The following is a 17143-nucleotide window of genomic DNA, read 5'->3' on the forward strand; positions in this document are numbered from 1 at the left end:
AGGGAGCGCACCGTCATCATCACAGCCGGGTCCCGCGCAGCCGCAGCGCATTCCCGACCACGCTCACCGAGGACAGCGCCATCGCCGCCGCGGCGATGATCGGGGACAGCAGGATGCCGAACGCCGGGTAGAGGATGCCGGCCGCGATCGGAATGCCGGCGGCGTTGTAGATGAAGGCGAAGAACAGGTTTTGCCGGATGTTGCTCATGGTTGCCTGCGACAGTCTTCGCGCACGCACGATGCCGGTGAGATCACCGCCCAGCAGGGTGACGCCGGCGCTCTCCATCGCCACGTCCGTGCCGGTGCCCATGGCGATGCCGACCTCGGCGGCCGCCAGTGCGGGCGCGTCGTTGACGCCGTCGCCCGCCATCGCGACGCTGCGCCCGGCCTTTTGCAGCTTCGTCACCACCGCGCTCTTCTGGTCCGGCAGAACCTCGGCCTCGACCTCGGCGATACCGAGCCGGCGCGCCACCGCTTCCGCCGTCGTGCGATTGTCGCCGGTCAACATGATGACCTTGATGCCTTCATCGGCCAGCGCCCTCAGCGCTTCCGGGGTCGAGGCCTTGACCGGATCGGCGATCGCGAACAGGCCGGCCAGCTTGCCGTCGACGGCCATGTTGATCACGGTGGCACCGTCCTGGCGCATCCGTTCGGCCTCGGCATCGAGCGCTCTGGTGTCGATACCGATCGACCCCAGGTATCTTGCGTTGCCGAGCACGATGCTCCTGCCGTCGATTTTTCCGGTCGCGCCCTTGCCCGTCGGCGAGTCGAACTGTTCGACCTGAGCGAGGGTGAGTTGCTTCTCCTTCGCGGCGCGCACGATGGCGTCGGCCAAAGGATGCTCGCTGGCGCGCTCGACGCCGGCCGCAACACGGAGGATGTCGTTCTCCGCAAAGCCGGCAGCCGGAACGATTGCGACCACCTTCGGCTTGCCCTCGGTCAGCGTGCCGGTCTTGTCGACCACCAGCGTGTCGATCTTCTCCATCCGCTCCAGCGCCTCGGCGTTCTTGATCAGCACGCCCGCCTGCGCGCCGCGGCCGACGCCGACCATGATCGACATCGGGGTCGCCAGGCCGAACGCGCAGGGGCAGGCGATGATCAGCACGCTGACGGCGGCAACGAGGCCGAACGCCAGCCGCGGCTCCGGTCCGAACCAGGCCCAGGCGGCAAAGGCGGCGATGGCAACGGCGATCACGGTCGGCACGAACCAGCCCGCGACCTGGTCGGCCAGCCGCTGGATCGGCGCGCGCGAGCGCTGCGCGTCGGCGACCATCTGCACGATCTGCGACAGTAGCGTCTCGCGCCCGACCTTGTCGGCGCGCATGACGAAGCCGCCCGACTGGTTGAGCGTGCCGGCGATAACTTTTGCACCTGGCTCCTTGGTCACCGGCATGGATTCGCCGGTGACGAGGGATTCGTCGAGCGCGGAGCGTCCCTCGAGGATAATTCCGTCGACCGGCACCTTCTCGCCGGGACGGACGCGCAAATGGTCGCCGGCGTGGAGCGTATCGATCTCGACCTTGTGCTCGCCGCCATCGGCATCGACGCGGCGCGCGGTTTTTGGCGCAAGCTGCAACAGCGCCTTGATCGCACCCGACGTCGCGTCACGGGCGCGCAGCTCCAGCACCTGGCCGAGCAGCACCAGCACGGTGATCACAGCGGCGGGCTCGAAATAGACGGCAACGGCGCCATCATGACCGCGGAAGGTCGCCGGGAAAATCTGCGGCAGCACAGTCGCGACGACGCTGTAGACATAGGCGACGCCCGTGCCCATCGCGATCAGCGTGAACATGTTGAGGTTGCGGGTGACCAGAGACTGCCAACCGCGGACGAAGAACGGCCAGCCGGCCCACAGCACGACGGGTGTGGTGACGACGAGCTGGATCCAGTTCGACAGCGCCGGATCGATCCAGTCGTGTGGTCCGGCGAGATGGCCGCCCATCTCCAGCACCACCGCCGGCAGCGCCAGCGCGCCACCGATCCAGAACCGCCGCGTCATGTCGGCGAGCTCCGGATTGGGGCCGGTGTCCAGGCTTGCGACCTCCGGCTCCAGCGCCATGCCGCAGATCGGGCAGCTGCCGGGTCCGATCTGGCGGATCTCCGGGTGCATCGGGCAGGTGTAGATCGTGCCCGCGGGCATCTCGGGTTCGGGCGCCTTCTCTCTGGCGAGATACTTTGCGGGATCGGCGGCGAATTTGGTGCGGCAGCCGGCCGAGCAGAAATGGAAGGTCTCGCCGTGATGTGTGTGGTGATGCTTCGAGGTCGCGAGATCGACCGTCATGCCGCAGACGGGATCGAGGACCTTGGTCGCGGCGGCGCCATGGTCATGCGCGTGATGCTGGGCGTAATCGCCGTGCCCGCCGCAGCAGGAGGACGCCGCGGGCTTGTCGACTGGCGGGGCAGCCTTGGGGGCGGCCTCGGGAGCAGCCTTGGCGGAACAGCCGCATCCGGACGATGTTTCCGACGTGTGATGGTGCCCGTGTTCGGCGTCGTTCATTGCCATGCTCCGGCCTTGCAACATATACCCTAGGGGGGTATATAGAGCGCATGCGCAAGGACATCAAGGCATCCGTCGGAAAACGTCTTGGCCGGATCGAGGGTCAGGTTCGCGGCCTCTCGAAGATGGTCGAGGAGGACCGCTATTGCATCGACATCGTGACGCAGATTTCGGCCGTGCGTGCCGCGCTGCGCCGGGTCGAGGAAGAGGTTCTGAAGGATCACGTCGCCCATTGCGTCGAGCACGCGATCGCGAGCGGCGACAAGGCCGATCAGCGCGAGAAGATCGCGGAGCTGATGGCGGTGATCGGGCGGGCGGAACGGTAGGCTCTCACCATCGTCATTGCTTGGCTACGCCCGCAATGACGGTTGTTGATGCGAGATCGCACCACGCCCACAGGTGTCGTCCCTGCAAACGCAGGGGACCCATAACCCCAGGGAGGGGTTTGGCGAAGACTAGAAGTTGATCCCGGGTCGGTACAAAGACTGCCCGCACTCGATAGATTACGCGGTATGGGTCCCCGCGTTCGCGGGGACGACAGCGGGGCTACGCCGCCATCTCCTGCGCGCGTCCCCGCACGCGGTACATCGCCAGTTCGTTCAGCAGCACAAAATGCTCGGAGCAGATGGCGCCCATCTCCGCGGGCTGCGCGCTCACTTCTTCAGCCGGAACTTCAGTCGGCGCTTCTTCGTCAACCTTCTCAGGAACGAGCGGCGGCGCACTGAGCGTTTCTGGAAACACACTGAATGTGCCCGCTACCTCCTCGAGCGGCTTCTGCTTGTCGGCCCAGTGCAGCGCGGTGTAGTCGAAGCCGTGCACGATGGTGGGTTTGACGACTTCGAAATAGGGCGAGATGTCGAAGTCGCGGGGCATGTAGAGCGAGGAATCGCGGATGTGCAGGATCTCGCGGCGGGCGGCGCGGCTGCCGGCCTTGGTGATCTTCGGCAGGATCGGATAGCGCACGGCATCGAACGCCTGCGCGATCAGCGCCGAGCAGATGATTTTTGTCGGATCGCCCGAACCGATCGAGATCATGCGCCGCCGCCAGCGTTGCGGGATCGGCAACGGGAACAGGAAGCGCATCAGGTCGACGATGTTCTTGGTGTCATAGCCGAAGCCGATGCGGTTGATCGCATAGCGGCAGACCGTGGTGCGGTCCTCATAGGACAGCCCGACCGGGCGGCAGACGCGGGTATGATACGGGAAATATTTCGACAGCGGCGCCGAGGTGACGCCCTCGCCGATATTGGCCTCGATCAGCACATGCGGCTCGCCGTTGGGCTCCACGGCGCCCTCGACCGGACCGACTTAGAGCGCGGCATGGGACCAGGTCGACTGCGTCAGATATTTGATGATGCCGGAGATGCGGTTGTTGCCCTCGACCAGCAGCACGTCGCCGGGCTCGATGACGCCGCGCAGGTGCTCCGGGTCGCTCGGCGTGAACGGCTCGTAGCCCGGCACCTCCTTCGAGAGGTACGCGGCAATCAGCTTGCCGACTGAGTCCAGAACCGTCCCCATTTCAAACTCCCCCCACGGCCTTTTCCAGCCGTCTTTTTCCCTTCTCTATCATGGTCGAAACGTGTTGCAATTCGGTTCATCACTCTGTGAGATCAAGCACGATTGATTCACCATGATGGTTGCCGTGCAACACCAGATGCAGCAAGGTTCGCGGGCTGTTCCCATTCGCCGCAAGTTCCCGGAAACCATGACATGACAATCACGCGCCGCAGCTTCCTATCGGCGTCGGCGGCTCTTGCCGCGATGCCGGTCCTGCGCGCGACTGCCGCACCCCCGCCGCGCGAGGCCGACATCGTCGTGATCGGTGCGGGAGCGGCCGGAATTGCCGCGGCGCGGCGCATCATGGCCGCCAACCGCAAGGTCGTGGTCGTGGAAGCCGCATCCCAGATCGGCGGCCGCTGTATCACGGACAACACGACCTTCGACGTGCCGTTCGATCGCGGCGCGCGCTGGATGCACAATCCCGAGACCAATCCGATGATCCGGCTGGCGCGCAGTGCCGGGCTCGACGTGCTGCCGGCACCGACCGGCCAGAAGATGCGTATCGGCCGCCGCAATGCGCGCGCGGGCGAGACCGAACAGTTCCTGGCGGCGTTGGTGCGCGCCAACCGCGCCATCGACGAGGCCGGGCGCGGCAAGCTGGATACGGCCTGCGCCTCGGTGCTGCCGAAGGATCTCGGCGACTGGGCCGGTGCGGCCGAATTCGTGCTCGGTGCGAGCTTTGCGGGCAAAGACCTCAAGGAGCTCTCGGCGATCGACAAGGCGCGTGCGCAGGACCGCAACACCGCGATCGCCTGCCGCCAGGGCCTGGGGACCCTGATCACCAGGCTCGGCGAACAGGCGCCGGTGGCGCTGTCGACGCCGGTGAGCAGGATTGCCTGGAGCAATCGCGATGTCAGCGTGGAGACGTCATCCGGTAGGATCGCCGCACGCGCCGCCATCGTCACGGTCTCGACCAATGTGCTGACGTCGGGCGCGATCAAGTTCGGGCCTGATATTCCCAAGCGCACGCTCGATGCGGCGTCAAAGCTCACGCTCGGCAGCTACGATCGCATCGTGCTGCAACTGCCGGGTAATCCGCTGGGGCTCTCGCGCGATGACATCCTCATCGAGCAGAGCAATTCGACGCGCACGGCGCTGATGCTCGCCAATATCGGCGGCTCCTCACTGTGTTCGATCGATGTCGGCGGCTCGTTCGGCCGCGATCTCTCCGAGCAGGGCGAGAAGGCGATGGTCGCCTTCGCCAGGGAATGGATCACGAAGCTGTTCGGCAGCGAGGCGGCGGCCGCCGTGCAGAAGACCACCGCGACGCGCTGGAACGCCTCGCCTTTCGTGATGGGCGCGATGTCGGCGGCCTCGCCCGGCGGCCAGCTCTCGCGAAAGATCCTGACCGAGCCGATCGGCAACCTGTTCCTCGCCGGCGAAGCCACGCACGAGACGCTGTGGGGCACCGTCGACGGCGCCTGGGAAAGCGGCGAGCGCGCGGCGGATGCGGCCTTGCGCAAGATCGGCGCGCTCAAGGACGAGTCGGCCGACGTGCCGACGCAGTCGACGAAGAAGCGCCGCGCGCCGCGGCAGTAGGGCAATTAAGTCGCCAAACACTCCGCTGTCGTCCCTGCGAACGCAGGGACCCATAACCACAGGGAGTGGTTTGGCGAAAGCTAGCAGTTAGGGGTCCTTGGTCGGTACTGCCACCTGCGCTTATCGACAAATCACGCGGTATGGGTCCCTGCTTTCGCAGGGACGACAGCGGAGATTGTTACCGCAAAATCCCGTCCAGCACCGGCAGCCCCGCGATCACCGCCATCGCGATCAGACCGTAGCAAATCGCGCGGAACAATTTTTCGCTGGCGCGGCCGAACAGCGACGCACCGAACGCGACGCCGATCGCATAGACCGGGCCGACGATCAGCGACAGCACCAGCGATTCGCGTGAGATCAGGCCGGTCGTCGCGTAGCTGACGATCGAGAAGAAATCCGACGCGCCGAAGAACAGCACGATATTGGCGCGCGCGACGATCGGCGCGATGGGGCGGCCGAGCCAGTAGCCGACGATCGGCGGGCCGCCGGTCTGCGCCAGTCCGCTACAGAAGCCCGAGAGGCCGCCGATGCCGACCGAGAGCCAGGCGTGGTCCTTGCCGCGATAGCGCCAGCCGGACAGCAGCAGGAGCAACAGCGCAGCGACGAAGCAGGAGATGATCCAGCGCGTCGTGACGGGCTCGAGCACGCTGAGGAAATAGGTGCCCACCGGCACGCCGACCAGCGCGCCCAGCACGATCACCGCGGTGGCCTTGCGGTCCGCCTTCCGCCACGCGTCGGGCAGCAGCGGCAGGGCCGCGACGAAATCGATCACGAGGAGCAGCGCGGCAACGAGACGCGGCGCCGCGATGCTGCTCGCCAGCGGCATGAAGATCAGCGCCGAGCCGAAGCCGGAGAAGCCGCGCGCGGTGCCCGAAACAAAAGCGACGGCGCAGAGCGCCATCGCAACGGTGAGGCTGACGTCCTTCGGAAGAACATCCGCAAGGGTCATCCGCGCAAGACGCCGCCGGTCTTCTTCGTGACTTCCGCCACGATCTTCCCGGCGACGGCCTCGATCTCCTGATCGGTCAGCGTCTTCTCGCGCGGCTGGATCGTCACGGCGATCGCGATCGACTTCTTGCCGTCATCGATGCCCTTGCCCTCGTAGACGTCGAAGACATTCACGCCGGTGATCAGCTTCTTGTCGACGCCTTGCGCGGCGCGAACGATGTCGCCGGCCTTGATGGTGCGGTCGACAATGAAGGCGAAGTCGCGCGACACCGGCTGGAAGGCCGACAGCTCGATCAGGGGCTTGGCGCGGGTCGGCTTCTTCTTCGCCTCGGGGATGCGGTCGAGGATCACCTCGAACACCATCAGCGGGCCATCGGCGCCGAGCGCCTCGAGCGCGCGCGGATGCATCTCGCCGAAATAGCCGAGCACGTTCTGCGGGCCGATCTGGATCGTGCCCGAGCGACCCGGGTGCAGCCAGGTTGGTCCGCCCGCGACGATCTGCAGCGCCTGCATCGGTGCACCGGCAACGGCAAGCACCGCGAGCGCGTCGGCCTTGGCGTCGAACAATTCGGCCTGCGCCGAACCCGACCAGTGCCGTCCCAGACCTTCGGACGAGGCAAAGCCACGCCGAACGCCGCTGGCCGCCATGAACTGATCCTGCGGGCGGTCGCCTTTGAACAGCTGGCCGACCTCGAACAGCGCGACATCGCCGAAGCCGCGATCGGCGTTGGACTGCGCCGCTGCGATCAGGCCCGCCAACAGGGTCGGCCGCATGTCGGAGAGATCCGAGGCGATCGGGTTGGCCACTTCGAGCTCGCGCTGGCCGCCGCCGAACAGGGTTGCCGCAGACTTCGTGATGAAGGACCAGGTCACCGCTTCGATGATGCCGCGGCTCGCGAGTGCGCGCCTGGCGCGGCGGGTGCGGAGCTGGAGCGGCGTCAGCACCGGCTTGCGCGCGTCCTCGCCGCGCTCGAACGGCCTCATCGGCACCTTGTCGACGCCGTAGATGCGCACGATCTCCTCGACGATGTCGGCCTTGCCATGCACATCGGTGCGCCACGAGGGCACCGCGACCTTCACCACCGGACCCGGTCCGGCCATCATGAAGCCGAGATGGGTCAGGATGCGCTTCATCTCCGGCTGCGGCACCTCGATGCCGGAGAGCCGCTTGACCTCGGTAACGGGGAAATCGATCACGCGATCGTCGCCGAAAGCCTTGCCGACGACCACGTTCTCGGACGGCGCGCCGCCGCACATCTCCATCACCAGCTTGGTCGCGAGCTCGAGTCCCGGCACCATGAAGGCCGGGTCGACGCCGCGCTCGAAGCGATAGCGCGCGTCCGAATTGATGCCGAGCTTGCGGCCGGTCTGGGCGATGTTGATCTCGTTCCACAGCGCCGATTCGATCAGCACGTCGGTGGTGTTCTCGTCGCAGCCCGAGGCCTCGCCGCCCATGATGCCGGCGAGCGATTCGACGCCGTGCTCGTCTGCGATCACGCAGATGGCGGGATCGAGATTGTAGGTGCGGCCGTCGAGCGCGAGCAGCGCCTCGCCATCGCGGGCGCGGCGCACGACGAGATTGCCCTTCACCTTCTTGGCGTCGAACACGTGCAGCGGACGGGCGCGGTCGTAGGTCATGAAGTTGGTGATGTCGACCAGCGCATTGATCGGACGCAGCCCGATCGCGGTCAGCCGCTTCTGCAGCCATTCCGGCGACGGCCCGTTCTTCACCCCGCGCACCAGGCGCAGCGCGAAACCCGGACACAGCGTGGCGTCCTCGACCGTGACCTTCACGGGGCACGGGAATTCACCCTTGATCGGCTTGATCGTGGGGTCCTTGAACTTGCCCATGTCGGCGGCGGCGAGATCGCGCGCGATGCCGTGCACGCCGGTGCAGTCCTGCCGGTTCGGCGTCAGATTGATCTCGACCACGGGATCGCCGAGGCCCGCCCATGCGGCGTAAGCAGCGCCGATCGGCGCATCCGCCGGCAGCTCCATGATGCCGTCATGGTCGTTGGAGATCTGGAGTTCAGCCGCCGAGCACAGCATGCCGCGGCTCTCGACGCCGCGGATGGTGCCGACACCGAGCGTGATGTCCTTGCCGGGAATGTAGGTCCCCGGCGGCGAGAACACGCTGACCAGGCCCGTGCGCGCATTCGGCGCGCCGCACACGACCTGCACCGGTGCGCCACCATCGCCGGTGTCGACCATGCAGACGCGCAGGCGATCCGCATTCGGATGCTGCTCGGCCGAGATCACCTTCGCGATGGTGAACGGCTTCAGCGCCTTCGCCTTGTCCTCGATGTTCTCGACCTCGAGCCCGATCATGGTGAGCTTGTCGGCGAGCTTTTCCAGGGGCTCGTCGGTGTCGAGATGATCCTTCAGCCAGGAGAGGGTGAATTTCACGAGCTCAGTCCTCCCGCAAGCGTCGGCACTTCGAGCGGCTTGAAGCCGTAATGGGACAGCCAGCGGACGTCGCTGTCGAACAGCTGGCGCAAATCGGCGATGCCGTATTTCAGCATGGCGATGCGGTCGATGCCCATGCCCCAGGCAAAGCCCTGGTACTCGTCGGGATCGATGCCGCAGGCGCGCAGCACGTTCGGATGCACCATGCCGCAGCCGAGAATCTCGAGCCAGTCCTCGCCCTCGCCGAACCGGATCTCGCCCTTGTCGCGGCGGCACTGGATGTCGACTTCCAGCGACGGCTCGGTGAACGGGAAGAACGACGGCCGGAAGCGCATGTTGATGTGGTCGACCTCGAAGAACGCCTTGCAGAACTCGTGCAGGATCCACTTGAGGTGGCCGAGATGCGAGTGCTTGTCGATGACAAGGCCTTCGACCTGGTGGAATTGCGGCGTGTGGGTCGCGTCCGAATCGATGCGGTAGGTGCGGCCCGGGCAGATCACGCGGATCGGCGGCTTCTGGCTCAGCATGGTGCGCACCTGCACCGGCGAGGTGTGGGTTCGCAGCAGCATGCGCGAGCCGTCCTCCTTCGGATGGAAGAAGAAGGTGTCGTGCATCTCGCGGGCGGGATGGCCTTCCGGGAAATTCAGCTTGGTGAAGTTGTAGTCGTCGGTCTCGATGTCGGGGCCTTCCGCGACCGAGAATCCCATGTCGGCGAAGATCGTCGTCAACTCGTCCCAGACCTGGCTCAGCGGATGGATGCGGCCGGCTTCAGTCGGCGCATCGCGCAGCGGCAGGGTGACGTCGATGGTCTCGGATGCGATCCGCGCATCGAGCGCCGCCGACTTCAGCACGTCGCGCCGCGCGGCGAGGGCCTGGGTGACCTCGTCCTTGGCCTGGTTGATCGCGGCGCCTTGCGTCTTGCGCTCGTCCGGCGACATCTTGCCGAGCGTCGCAAGCAAGGCGGAGATCGAGCCCTTCTTGCCGAGGGACGCAACGCGGACGGCTTCGAGGGCGGCTTCGTCCCCGGCAGCACTGATCTGCGCGAGGATGGATTGGACGAGACTGGCGAGGTCGGACACGGTCGGATCCTTTCAAAACGCTGCCGGTTGTGGCCGCAGCCGGGCCGGAACGTCAAGCCGTATAGCCGTCGTAAATGCAGGGCATTTGAACCCTATAGGCATGGCTGGCACCAACCTGAAGTCGAGGGAGAAGACGATGCGTTTACGATCCTGGGTGGTCGGCTTGAGCTTGGTTCTTTTGGGGAGCGCGGCTCACGCCGCGGAGGAATGCCCGGCCAAATCGACGTCGATGGATGACATCATCGCGGTCCTGAACGCGGCGCCGAGCTGCAACCGTGCCATGACGCTGTTCGATGCTTGCGCATACGGCGCCAGCGGCGACGTGCAATTCGGCGAAGCGGTCGAGAAGAAGTGCGAGGCCGATTTTGTCGGCCGGCTGAGAACGCCGCAGAAGCTCAGCTATCAGCGCGAGTTGCGGGTCTGCGACCGGAAGTACCGGAACAAGTCCGGCACCATGTATATCTCGGCCACGGCCTTCTACCGGGCGGAGGTCGCCCAGCGTTACTCGCGACGTGCGCTGAAGGCCGGCGGAGCCGGCCGTTAGTGCTGGGCTTGCTCTGAAGCAGCCGCTTAGGCGGCCAGCGCAGCCTTGGCCTTCTCGGCGATCGCCTGGAACGACGCAGGCTCGTGGATCGCGAGATCCGACAGCACCTTGCGGTCCACGGTGATGCCCGACTTGGCGAGACCGTCGATAAATCGGCTGTAGGTCAGGCCGAACGGACGCACAGCGGCGTTGAGACGCTGGATCCAGAGCGCGCGGAAAGTCCGCTTCTTGCGCTTGCGATCACGGAACGCGTACTGCTGGGCCTTTTCCACGGCCGGCTTGGCGGCGCGGATGGTGTTCTTGCGGCGGCCGTAGAAACCCTTGGCGGCCTTGTAGACTTTCTTGTGCTTGGCGTGGGCGGTCACACCGCGTTTGACGCGAGACATGACAAAATCCTTCAGAGATGACTTGGTTTTCGGATCGCCGCGCGAGCGCGGCGGAGGTGGCAATGATCTTCGACGATCTTGGACGCGATCAGGCGTTCGGCAAGAAGTACTTCTTGACGTTGTCGCCGTCGGTCTTGAACAGCACGCGAGTGCCGCGCAGCTGACGGATCTGCTTCTTCGTCCGCTTGATCATGCCGTGACGCTTGCCGCGCTGGGCGTGCATCACTTTGCCGGTGGCAGTCACCTTGAAGCGCTTTTTAGCGCCCGATTTGGTCTTCAGCTTGGGCATTTGGCTCTCCTAATGGCCACAGAAACCCGCCCGCGAAGGCGGCTGGCCGTCAAAAATGCTCGTTAGAGCGTTGATTGTGCTCAGGTTTTACGAACAAGCGCGAAACCCGCACGGACACCGCCACGGCAGCCCTTAATCAGCCGGGCGATGAAGGCTGGGCTTATGACAGAGGACAAGCCAAATGGCAACGCTGAACCGCCGAAACCTGCCTGGCGACTATTCGGAGTTACCACCCATATGTCCAAGCCATGTTGCCTGGAGCAAGACCAAAATGGCCCATTTTCCCCGATCGCTTTCGTCCTTGACGGACCTCGCCCGCCCGCGCCGCCTGGCGCTGCTTGCCGTGCTGGCCACGGCCATGCTGCCCTCGACCGCCGACGCCCGTATCGGCAGCTATGACGGCATCTGGAATGTCACTTTCGCCACCACGCGGGGCAATTGCAGTTCCGGTTACAGCGTCCCCTTCACCGTCACCGGCGGCCGGGTGTCATCCGCCGGCGGCGGCCGGGTCTCCGGCACGGTTCGTCGCGGCGGCGCCGTCGCGGTCCAGGTCTCGGTCGGCGCGTCCCACGCCAGTGGAGGCGGCCGGCTCGGCGGGGTGGCCGGTGCAGGCTCCTGGAACGGCATCATTTCCGGCGACCGCTGCAGCGGCATCTGGCATGCGACCCGGTCCTGATACACAAACGGCCCGCCGGAAATCCGGACGGGCCGTTGAACTCTCAGTCCTGAAAAACGGACGTCAGCGCGGCGCCAGCACCATGACGACCTGACGGCCCTCGAACCTGGCGTCCTGCTCGACCTTGGCGAGCTCGGCGACATCGTTCTTGATCTTGTCCAGAAGCTTGGTGCCGATCTCCTGGTGCGCCATTTCGCGGCCGCGATAGCGCAGCGTGATCTTGACCTTGTCACCCTCTTCGAAGAACCGCTGCATCGCGCGCATCTTCACGTCGTAATCGTGGTCGTCGATCATCGGGCGGAGCTTGATCTCCTTGATCTCGACGATCTTCTGCCGCTTGCGGGCTTCGGCGGCCTTTTTCTGGGCGGAATACTTGTACTTCCCGTAGTCCATGATCTTGCAGACGGGAGGGCTGACATTCGGCGAAATCTCGACCAGATCCATGCCAGCTTCCTGGGCCATACGGATGGCCATGACGGTTTCGACCGTGCCCTTGTTGTCACCGGTCTGATCGATCAGCTGGATTTGCGCATTGCGAATATCATCATTGATGCGCGGCCCGTCTTTGCTGGCAACGGGCGGGGCTTTATTGGGACGGCGAATGGGTGGTTCTCCAAAATTGTGAAAGAGGCGGCTAGTCTGAAGGAAGATGCGTTTGCGGGCAAGCAAGTCGCGTGCGGGAGGCGAAAAAGCCTCAAATGCGAGGCATTTTGGTCACGCCCATGGGCACGCTGCAGGACATAGACACCTTGCTTCTGTTCCGCAAGCGTCCCAAAGGGCAATAGCGATGCTGGGCTGGGCCCCGGAACGCATCCAGACAGTTCAAACCGAACAACCAGAGTAAACGTTCCATGAGCAATGCAATTCCCGAAGCCGTGCTCGGCTTCATCGATGTGGGCGAGGGCCCGTCCGCACGCAGGATCGCGGTGCGCAGGCGCGCCGGTCGCGGACCCGGACTGGTCTGGCTCGGCGGGTTCAAGTCGGACATGCAGGGCAGCAAGGCCGTGGCGCTGGATGCCTGGGCCGCGGACCATGGCCGCGCCGCGGTCCGGTTCGATTATTCCGGCCATGGCGAATCCGGCGGCGAGTTCGCCGATGGAACCATCGGAAGCTGGCTCGAGGACAGCGTGGCGGTGTTCGAGCGGTTCTGCGACGGCCCGCAGGTCCTGATCGGTTCCTCCATGGGCGGCTGGATGGCGCTGCTGCTCGCGCGCGAGATCAGGAAGCGGGCCAGTCAAGCGTCGCTTGCGGGCCTGGTGCTGATCGCGCCGGCGCCCGACTTCACCGAGGAGCTGATGTGGAAGAATTTTTCGGCCGGGGTGAAGAAAGAAATCGAGACCAAGGGCTTCTGGCTGCGGCCGTCGGACTATGGCGATGGCTCGCCCTATCCGATCACGCGGAATCTGATTGAGGAGGGCCGCAATCACCTCGTGCTCGGCAGCGCCATCGATCTCGGCTGTCCCGTCCGCATCCTCCAGGGCGCGCAGGATCCGGATGTGCCCTGGCAGCACGCCTTCGCGCTGACGCATCGCCTGCCGGCCGACGACGTCGTGCTCACCATGATCCAGGACGGCGATCACCGCCTCTCCCGTCCGCAGGACATCGCCCGCATTCTTGCCGCGGTGGCCGAGATCGGGTGAGAGTTTTCTTCCTTCCCCCCTTGTGGGGGAAGGTGGCGCGAAGCGCCGGATGAGGGGTTGTCTCTGCACGTCCGAATGAGAGTTGGACTCGCGGAGACAGACCCCTCACCCAAGTGAATGCGTGTCAACGAGCGGAGCTACCCTCCCCACAAGTGGAGAGGGCACAACAAGAAACACTGGGAGGCAAATACGATGACCGCCACCACGATGCTGCGCACCTTTTGCGACGCCGTCGAACAGCGTAACGGAAAAGCCTTCGCGGCTCTCTTCACCGAGGACGGCGTCTATCACGACGTCTTCTACGGTGCCTTCGAAGGCCGCGAAAAGATCGCAGCGATGGTCGGCGACTGGTTCTATCGCACGGCGACCGATTTCCGCTGGGACATGCATGATCCCGTCACCGACGGCACCACGCTCTATGCGCGCTACACTTTCAGCTATCGCTCGACCTTGGCCGAAGCGAACGGCGCGCGGGCGATGTTCGAGGGCGTCGCGATCATGACCCTGCGCGACGGCAAGATCGTGAGCTATCACGAGGTCGCCAACACCGCGCCGGCGTTCGTCGATCTGAAGTTTGCGCCGGAACGGATCGCGAAGATCGTCGGCAAGCAGGGTGCTGAGCTGAAAGCGCGGGCGGAGATGCAGCGGCATCTGGCGTAGCCGCGCGGCCCTCTCCTCTTGTCATTCCGGGCTCGCGCTGCGCGCGCCCCGGAATGACAGTAACGACTATCGCTTCGACGGATTCGCCATCGGCTTGCGCTGTGCCAGTGCTGCGACGGTGGCGGTGCCGATCGGGCCTTGCTCGTCGTAGAGCCAGCATTCGCCGATCGCGACACCATCGGTCGCCTGGTGATTGACCACGTCGAAGCCGATCCAGTTCGTCACCGGCAGCCGGTGCAGATAGATCGTCACGTCGCTGTTGATGTAGCCGAGCCCGTTGTCGCCGGCGTTCGCAAAGGGGCTTGCGAAATCGGCGCCGACAGCGACATGCACGAACGGCGTCATCGGCACGCCGGCCACGAGCTCGCGCACCTCGCTCATCCAGAGCCGGCGCGGACCGAGCGAGCCCATATGGCCGACGATCGGCCGCGTCGTCCACTTGCCGTTCATGCCGAGCCTGGGATCGGTGGGCTTGGGAATGTCGTCCGGCTTCGGCACGTCCCAGTTCGGCGGCGACCAGACGTTGCCGTCCGGATTCTGCGTTTTGCGCAGCAGCTGGCACGAGGCACGCGCCATGCTGACGCCGCCGGAGACAAATTCGGCCTCGACCACGCGAATGCGTAGTCCGTCGCGCACCAGCCGCGTCGTCACCTCGATCGGCTTGTCGATGGTCGGCAGCCGAAACATGTCGACCGTGAGCCGCGCCGGGACGAATTCAAGGCCGGAATGGCGCTCCTCGATGGCGAAGCCGAGTAGGCCGACGATGACGCGTCCGTGCAGCGATTTCGGATCCCAGGGACCGTTGGCCACTTCCGTCGGATGGAATGTATCGCCGTCGCGGGTGAAGAGAGGCATGTTTGTCATGACGCGCGACTTTGAGGAAACGCGTGAGGAAATCAAGGTCCCCCAATCCTCAGGATGAGGAGGCGAGAAGCGCTCTCACCACAACAACGGTGTCATCGCCCGGCTTGACCGGGCGATCCAGTACTCCGAGACGATTGTGCTTCAATCGAGAGGCCGCGGCGTACTGGATGCCCCGCCTTCGCGGGGCATGACAGTGGAGAGTTGGGAAGCGGCCTGCCACTCCTCACGCACGCCGTCGTCGCGCTCCGTGCTCATCGCGGCAAACCTCATCGCCTCAAACTCTCCGCGCGACACCAGCTGCTCCAGCGCCCACACCGCAGCGCCACGCACCAAAGCGCTCTCATCGCCGAGCAATCGCCGTACCTCCGTCGCCAGCATCGCCTCACCGGAGTTACCAATCGCGACCAGCACGTTCCGCAAAAAGCGGTCGCGGCCGATGCGCTTCACCGGCGACTTCGTGAACAGCGCGCGAAACGCGGCGTCGTCGAGCCGTGCGAGTTCGGCAAGCGACGGCGCGCGCAATTCGTCGCGCGCGGCGAGCTTTGCCTCGCGTCCCTCCTGCGCGAACTTGTTCCAGGGACACGCCGCAAGGCAATCGTCGCAGCCATAGATGCGATTGCCGATGGCCTTGCGAAACTCGCGCGGGATCGGTCCCTTGTTCTCGATGGTGAGATACGAGATGCAGCGCCGCGCATCGAGCTTGTAGGGCGCCGGAAACGCCGACGTCGGGCAGATGTCGAGGCACGCCTGGCACGAGCCGCAATGATCGATCTCGGCGTCGTCGCGCGGCAGCTCGAGCGTCGTGTAGATCGCACCGAGGAATAGCCAGGAGCCGAACTCGCGCGAGACGAGATTGGTGTGCTTGCCCTGCCAGCCCAGATGCGCGGCTTGCGCCAACGGCTTCTCCATCACCGCCGCGGTGTCGACGAACACCTTGACGTCCGATGGCGCGGTCGCGACCAGCCAGCGCGCCAGCGCCTTCAAGCGCTTCTTGATAAGATCGTGATAGTCGTCGCCCTGCGCATAGACCGAGATCGCCGCGCGCGTGCGCTGCTGCAGGATCGCGAGCGGATCCTGGTCGGGCCCATAGTTGACGCCGAGCATGATGACGCTGCGCACGTCCTGCCACAGCCCGCGCGGATCGACGCGGCGCTCGGGGTGTGCTGCAAGCCAGTCCATGTCGCCATGGCCGCCCGAGGCGATGAATTCGAGAAAATGCTTCCCGGCGTTTTCGATCGTGCCGGAAGCGGTGATGCCGATGCAATCGAAGCCGAGCGCGCGTGCCTCGTTTGCAAGCGCCGCCTTCAGTTCGGTCGGATCGAAGTTCAGAAGTCGAGGTCCACGTAGGTCCGCGATGCCGGCACGCCCGCCAGCCATTCGCTCAGCAGCGGACGGAACGACGGGCGGGATTTCACCCGCGCGTACCACGCCTTTGCTGCGTCGTCCTCGCTCCATGGCACGTCGCCCAGATAGTCGATCGCCGAGAGATGCGCCGCGGCGGCGAGGTCCGCGTAGGTGAGCCGGTCGCCGGCGAGGAAGTTCCGCGTCTGCGCCAGCCAGCCGATATAGGCCAGATGATAGCGCACGTTGGCCTTGGCGGCTCGCATCACGTCGGCCGAGGGCGCGCCGCCGCCGTTCTCCTCGCTCATGAAGCGCTTGTAGATCCGCTCGGTGACCAGAGGATGCGAGACCTCCTCGAAGAATTTCTCGTTGAACCAGGCCATCAGCCGGCGCACCTCGACGCGCTCGGCGACGGTTTCCGGCATCAGGCGCTTCGGTCCCATGTCGGCGCCGTAGGCCTCGTCGACATATTCGGCGATGATCGCGGCGCCCGGTATGGGCGATTGTTCCTTGTCCACCAGGACGGGCGTGGTGCCGGCCGCATTGAGCAGCAGAAATGCCTCGCGCCGCTCCCAGCTGCGTTCTTCGACCAGCCGCAATTCGAGCCCGTATTCTCCCGCGATCAGGCGGATGAAACGCGAATGCGGGCAGAACGGATGATGAAACAGCGTAAACATGAAGCCTTTGACTATTTGATGGTGATTAAGAATCCAT

At 65.2% G+C, this 17143-nt stretch carries 16 protein-coding genes and 1 pseudogene; 6 read left to right on the plus strand and 11 right to left on the minus strand.

Annotated features, from left to right (window positions below):
- Positions 1 to 19 precede the first annotated feature (19 nt).
- On the minus strand, positions 20 to 2497 hold the full coding sequence (locus tag HAP41_RS00075) for a heavy metal translocating P-type ATPase (protein ID WP_166066138.1): 2478 nt from the start codon (positions 2495 to 2497) through the stop codon (positions 20 to 22).
- 50 nt (positions 2498 to 2547) lie between these two features.
- Here HAP41_RS00075 and HAP41_RS00080 point away from each other — a divergent pair, with 50 nt between their 5' ends.
- Positions 2548 to 2823 (plus strand): metal-sensitive transcriptional regulator, encoded by a 276-nt coding sequence (locus HAP41_RS00080; RefSeq protein ID WP_007598521.1) that lies wholly within the window; start codon positions 2548 to 2550, stop codon positions 2821 to 2823.
- Between the two features lie 220 nt (positions 2824 to 3043).
- Here the strand turns inward: HAP41_RS00080 and HAP41_RS00085 are convergent.
- Positions 3044 to 4015, minus strand: a pseudogene (locus tag HAP41_RS00085) (YiiX/YebB-like N1pC/P60 family cysteine hydrolase).
- A gap of 192 nt (positions 4016 to 4207) precedes the next feature.
- Between HAP41_RS00085 and HAP41_RS00090 the strand changes: the two are divergent.
- Entirely contained in the window at positions 4208 to 5596 is a 1389-nt protein-coding gene (locus HAP41_RS00090) for a flavin monoamine oxidase family protein (protein WP_166066137.1), read from the plus strand.
- Positions 5597 to 5774: 178 nt separating this feature from the next.
- Here HAP41_RS00090 and HAP41_RS00095 read toward each other — a convergent pair whose 3' ends face one another.
- Genes HAP41_RS00095 through pheS form a run of 3 tightly spaced genes read right to left on the minus strand, consistent with a single transcriptional unit; the run spans position 5775 to position 10029 of the window.
- Positions 5775 to 6545 (minus strand): sulfite exporter TauE/SafE family protein, encoded by a 771-nt coding sequence (locus HAP41_RS00095; RefSeq protein WP_166066136.1) that lies wholly within the window; start codon positions 6543 to 6545, stop codon positions 5775 to 5777.
- Positions 6542 to 8950 (minus strand): phenylalanine--tRNA ligase subunit beta, encoded by a 2409-nt coding sequence (pheT, locus tag HAP41_RS00100; RefSeq protein ID WP_166066135.1) that lies wholly within the window; start codon positions 8948 to 8950, stop codon positions 6542 to 6544. The genes HAP41_RS00095 and pheT overlap by 4 nt, the downstream gene beginning before the upstream one ends.
- Positions 8947 to 10029 (minus strand): phenylalanine--tRNA ligase subunit alpha, encoded by a 1083-nt coding sequence (gene pheS / locus HAP41_RS00105; protein ID WP_166066134.1) that lies wholly within the window; start codon positions 10027 to 10029, stop codon positions 8947 to 8949. Before pheS ends, pheT begins: the two co-directional genes overlap by 4 nt.
- Positions 10030 to 10165: 136 nt before the next feature.
- Between pheS and HAP41_RS00110 the strand changes: the two genes are divergently transcribed.
- Positions 10166 to 10573, plus strand: a complete 408-nt coding sequence (locus HAP41_RS00110; protein ID WP_166066133.1) for a hypothetical protein — start codon at positions 10166 to 10168, stop codon at positions 10571 to 10573.
- 26 nt (positions 10574 to 10599) lie between these two features.
- Here HAP41_RS00110 and rplT read toward each other — a convergent pair whose 3' ends face one another.
- Both rplT and rpmI read right to left on the minus strand, forming a co-directional pair.
- The gene (rplT, locus tag HAP41_RS00115; RefSeq protein WP_014490867.1) at positions 10600 to 10959 is read right to left on the minus strand and encodes a 50S ribosomal protein L20; all 360 of its coding nucleotides are present in this window, start codon (positions 10957 to 10959) and stop codon (positions 10600 to 10602) included.
- Positions 10960 to 11047: 88 nt separating this feature from the next.
- A complete protein-coding gene (rpmI, locus tag HAP41_RS00120) occupies positions 11048 to 11248 on the minus strand; it encodes a 50S ribosomal protein L35 (RefSeq protein WP_008539890.1) in 201 nt (66 codons plus the stop codon).
- Positions 11249 to 11519: 271 nt separating this feature from the next.
- Between rpmI and HAP41_RS00125 the strand changes: the two genes are divergently transcribed.
- Positions 11520 to 11924, plus strand: coding sequence for a hypothetical protein (locus tag HAP41_RS00125; protein ID WP_085404991.1), 405 nt, complete (start codon positions 11520 to 11522; stop codon positions 11922 to 11924).
- Between the two features lie 63 nt (positions 11925 to 11987).
- Here the strand turns inward: HAP41_RS00125 and infC are convergent, their stop codons facing one another.
- Positions 11988 to 12527 carry a translation initiation factor IF-3 gene (gene infC / locus HAP41_RS00130; RefSeq protein ID WP_071917037.1) on the minus strand — a complete coding sequence of 180 codons (540 nt, stop codon included), beginning with the start codon at positions 12525 to 12527 and terminating at the stop codon, positions 11988 to 11990.
- 248 nt (positions 12528 to 12775) lie between these two features.
- On the opposite strand from infC, the gene HAP41_RS00135 reads away from it, so the two are divergent.
- Both HAP41_RS00135 and HAP41_RS00140 read left to right on the plus strand, forming a co-directional pair.
- Positions 12776 to 13564 (plus strand): alpha/beta hydrolase, encoded by a 789-nt coding sequence (locus HAP41_RS00135; RefSeq protein WP_166066132.1) that lies wholly within the window; start codon positions 12776 to 12778, stop codon positions 13562 to 13564.
- 192 nt (positions 13565 to 13756) lie between these two features.
- Positions 13757 to 14224: a nuclear transport factor 2 family protein gene (locus HAP41_RS00140; protein WP_166066131.1), complete on the plus strand. Its 468-nt coding sequence runs from the start codon at positions 13757 to 13759 to the stop codon at positions 14222 to 14224.
- Positions 14225 to 14290: 66 nt separating this feature from the next.
- Here the strand turns inward: HAP41_RS00140 and HAP41_RS00145 are convergent, their stop codons facing one another.
- The 3 genes from HAP41_RS00145 to HAP41_RS00155 form a co-directional block, all read right to left on the minus strand.
- Positions 14291 to 15088, minus strand: a complete 798-nt coding sequence (locus tag HAP41_RS00145; RefSeq protein WP_166066130.1) for an acyl-CoA thioesterase domain-containing protein — start codon at positions 15086 to 15088, stop codon at positions 14291 to 14293.
- Positions 15089 to 15229: 141 nt separating this feature from the next.
- Positions 15230 to 16465 carry a tRNA epoxyqueuosine(34) reductase QueG gene (gene queG / locus HAP41_RS00150; protein WP_224580551.1) on the minus strand — a complete coding sequence of 412 codons (1236 nt, stop codon included), beginning with the start codon at positions 16463 to 16465 and terminating at the stop codon, positions 15230 to 15232.
- A complete protein-coding gene (locus HAP41_RS00155; RefSeq protein WP_063980220.1) occupies positions 16414 to 17106 on the minus strand; it encodes a glutathione S-transferase family protein in 693 nt (230 codons plus the stop codon). The genes queG and HAP41_RS00155 overlap by 52 nt, the downstream gene beginning before the upstream one ends.
- Between the last annotated feature and the right edge of the window lie 37 nt (positions 17107 to 17143).

The organism is Bradyrhizobium barranii subsp. apii, assembly GCF_011516635.5.
Lineage (GTDB): Bacteria > Pseudomonadota > Alphaproteobacteria > Rhizobiales > Xanthobacteraceae > Bradyrhizobium > Bradyrhizobium barranii.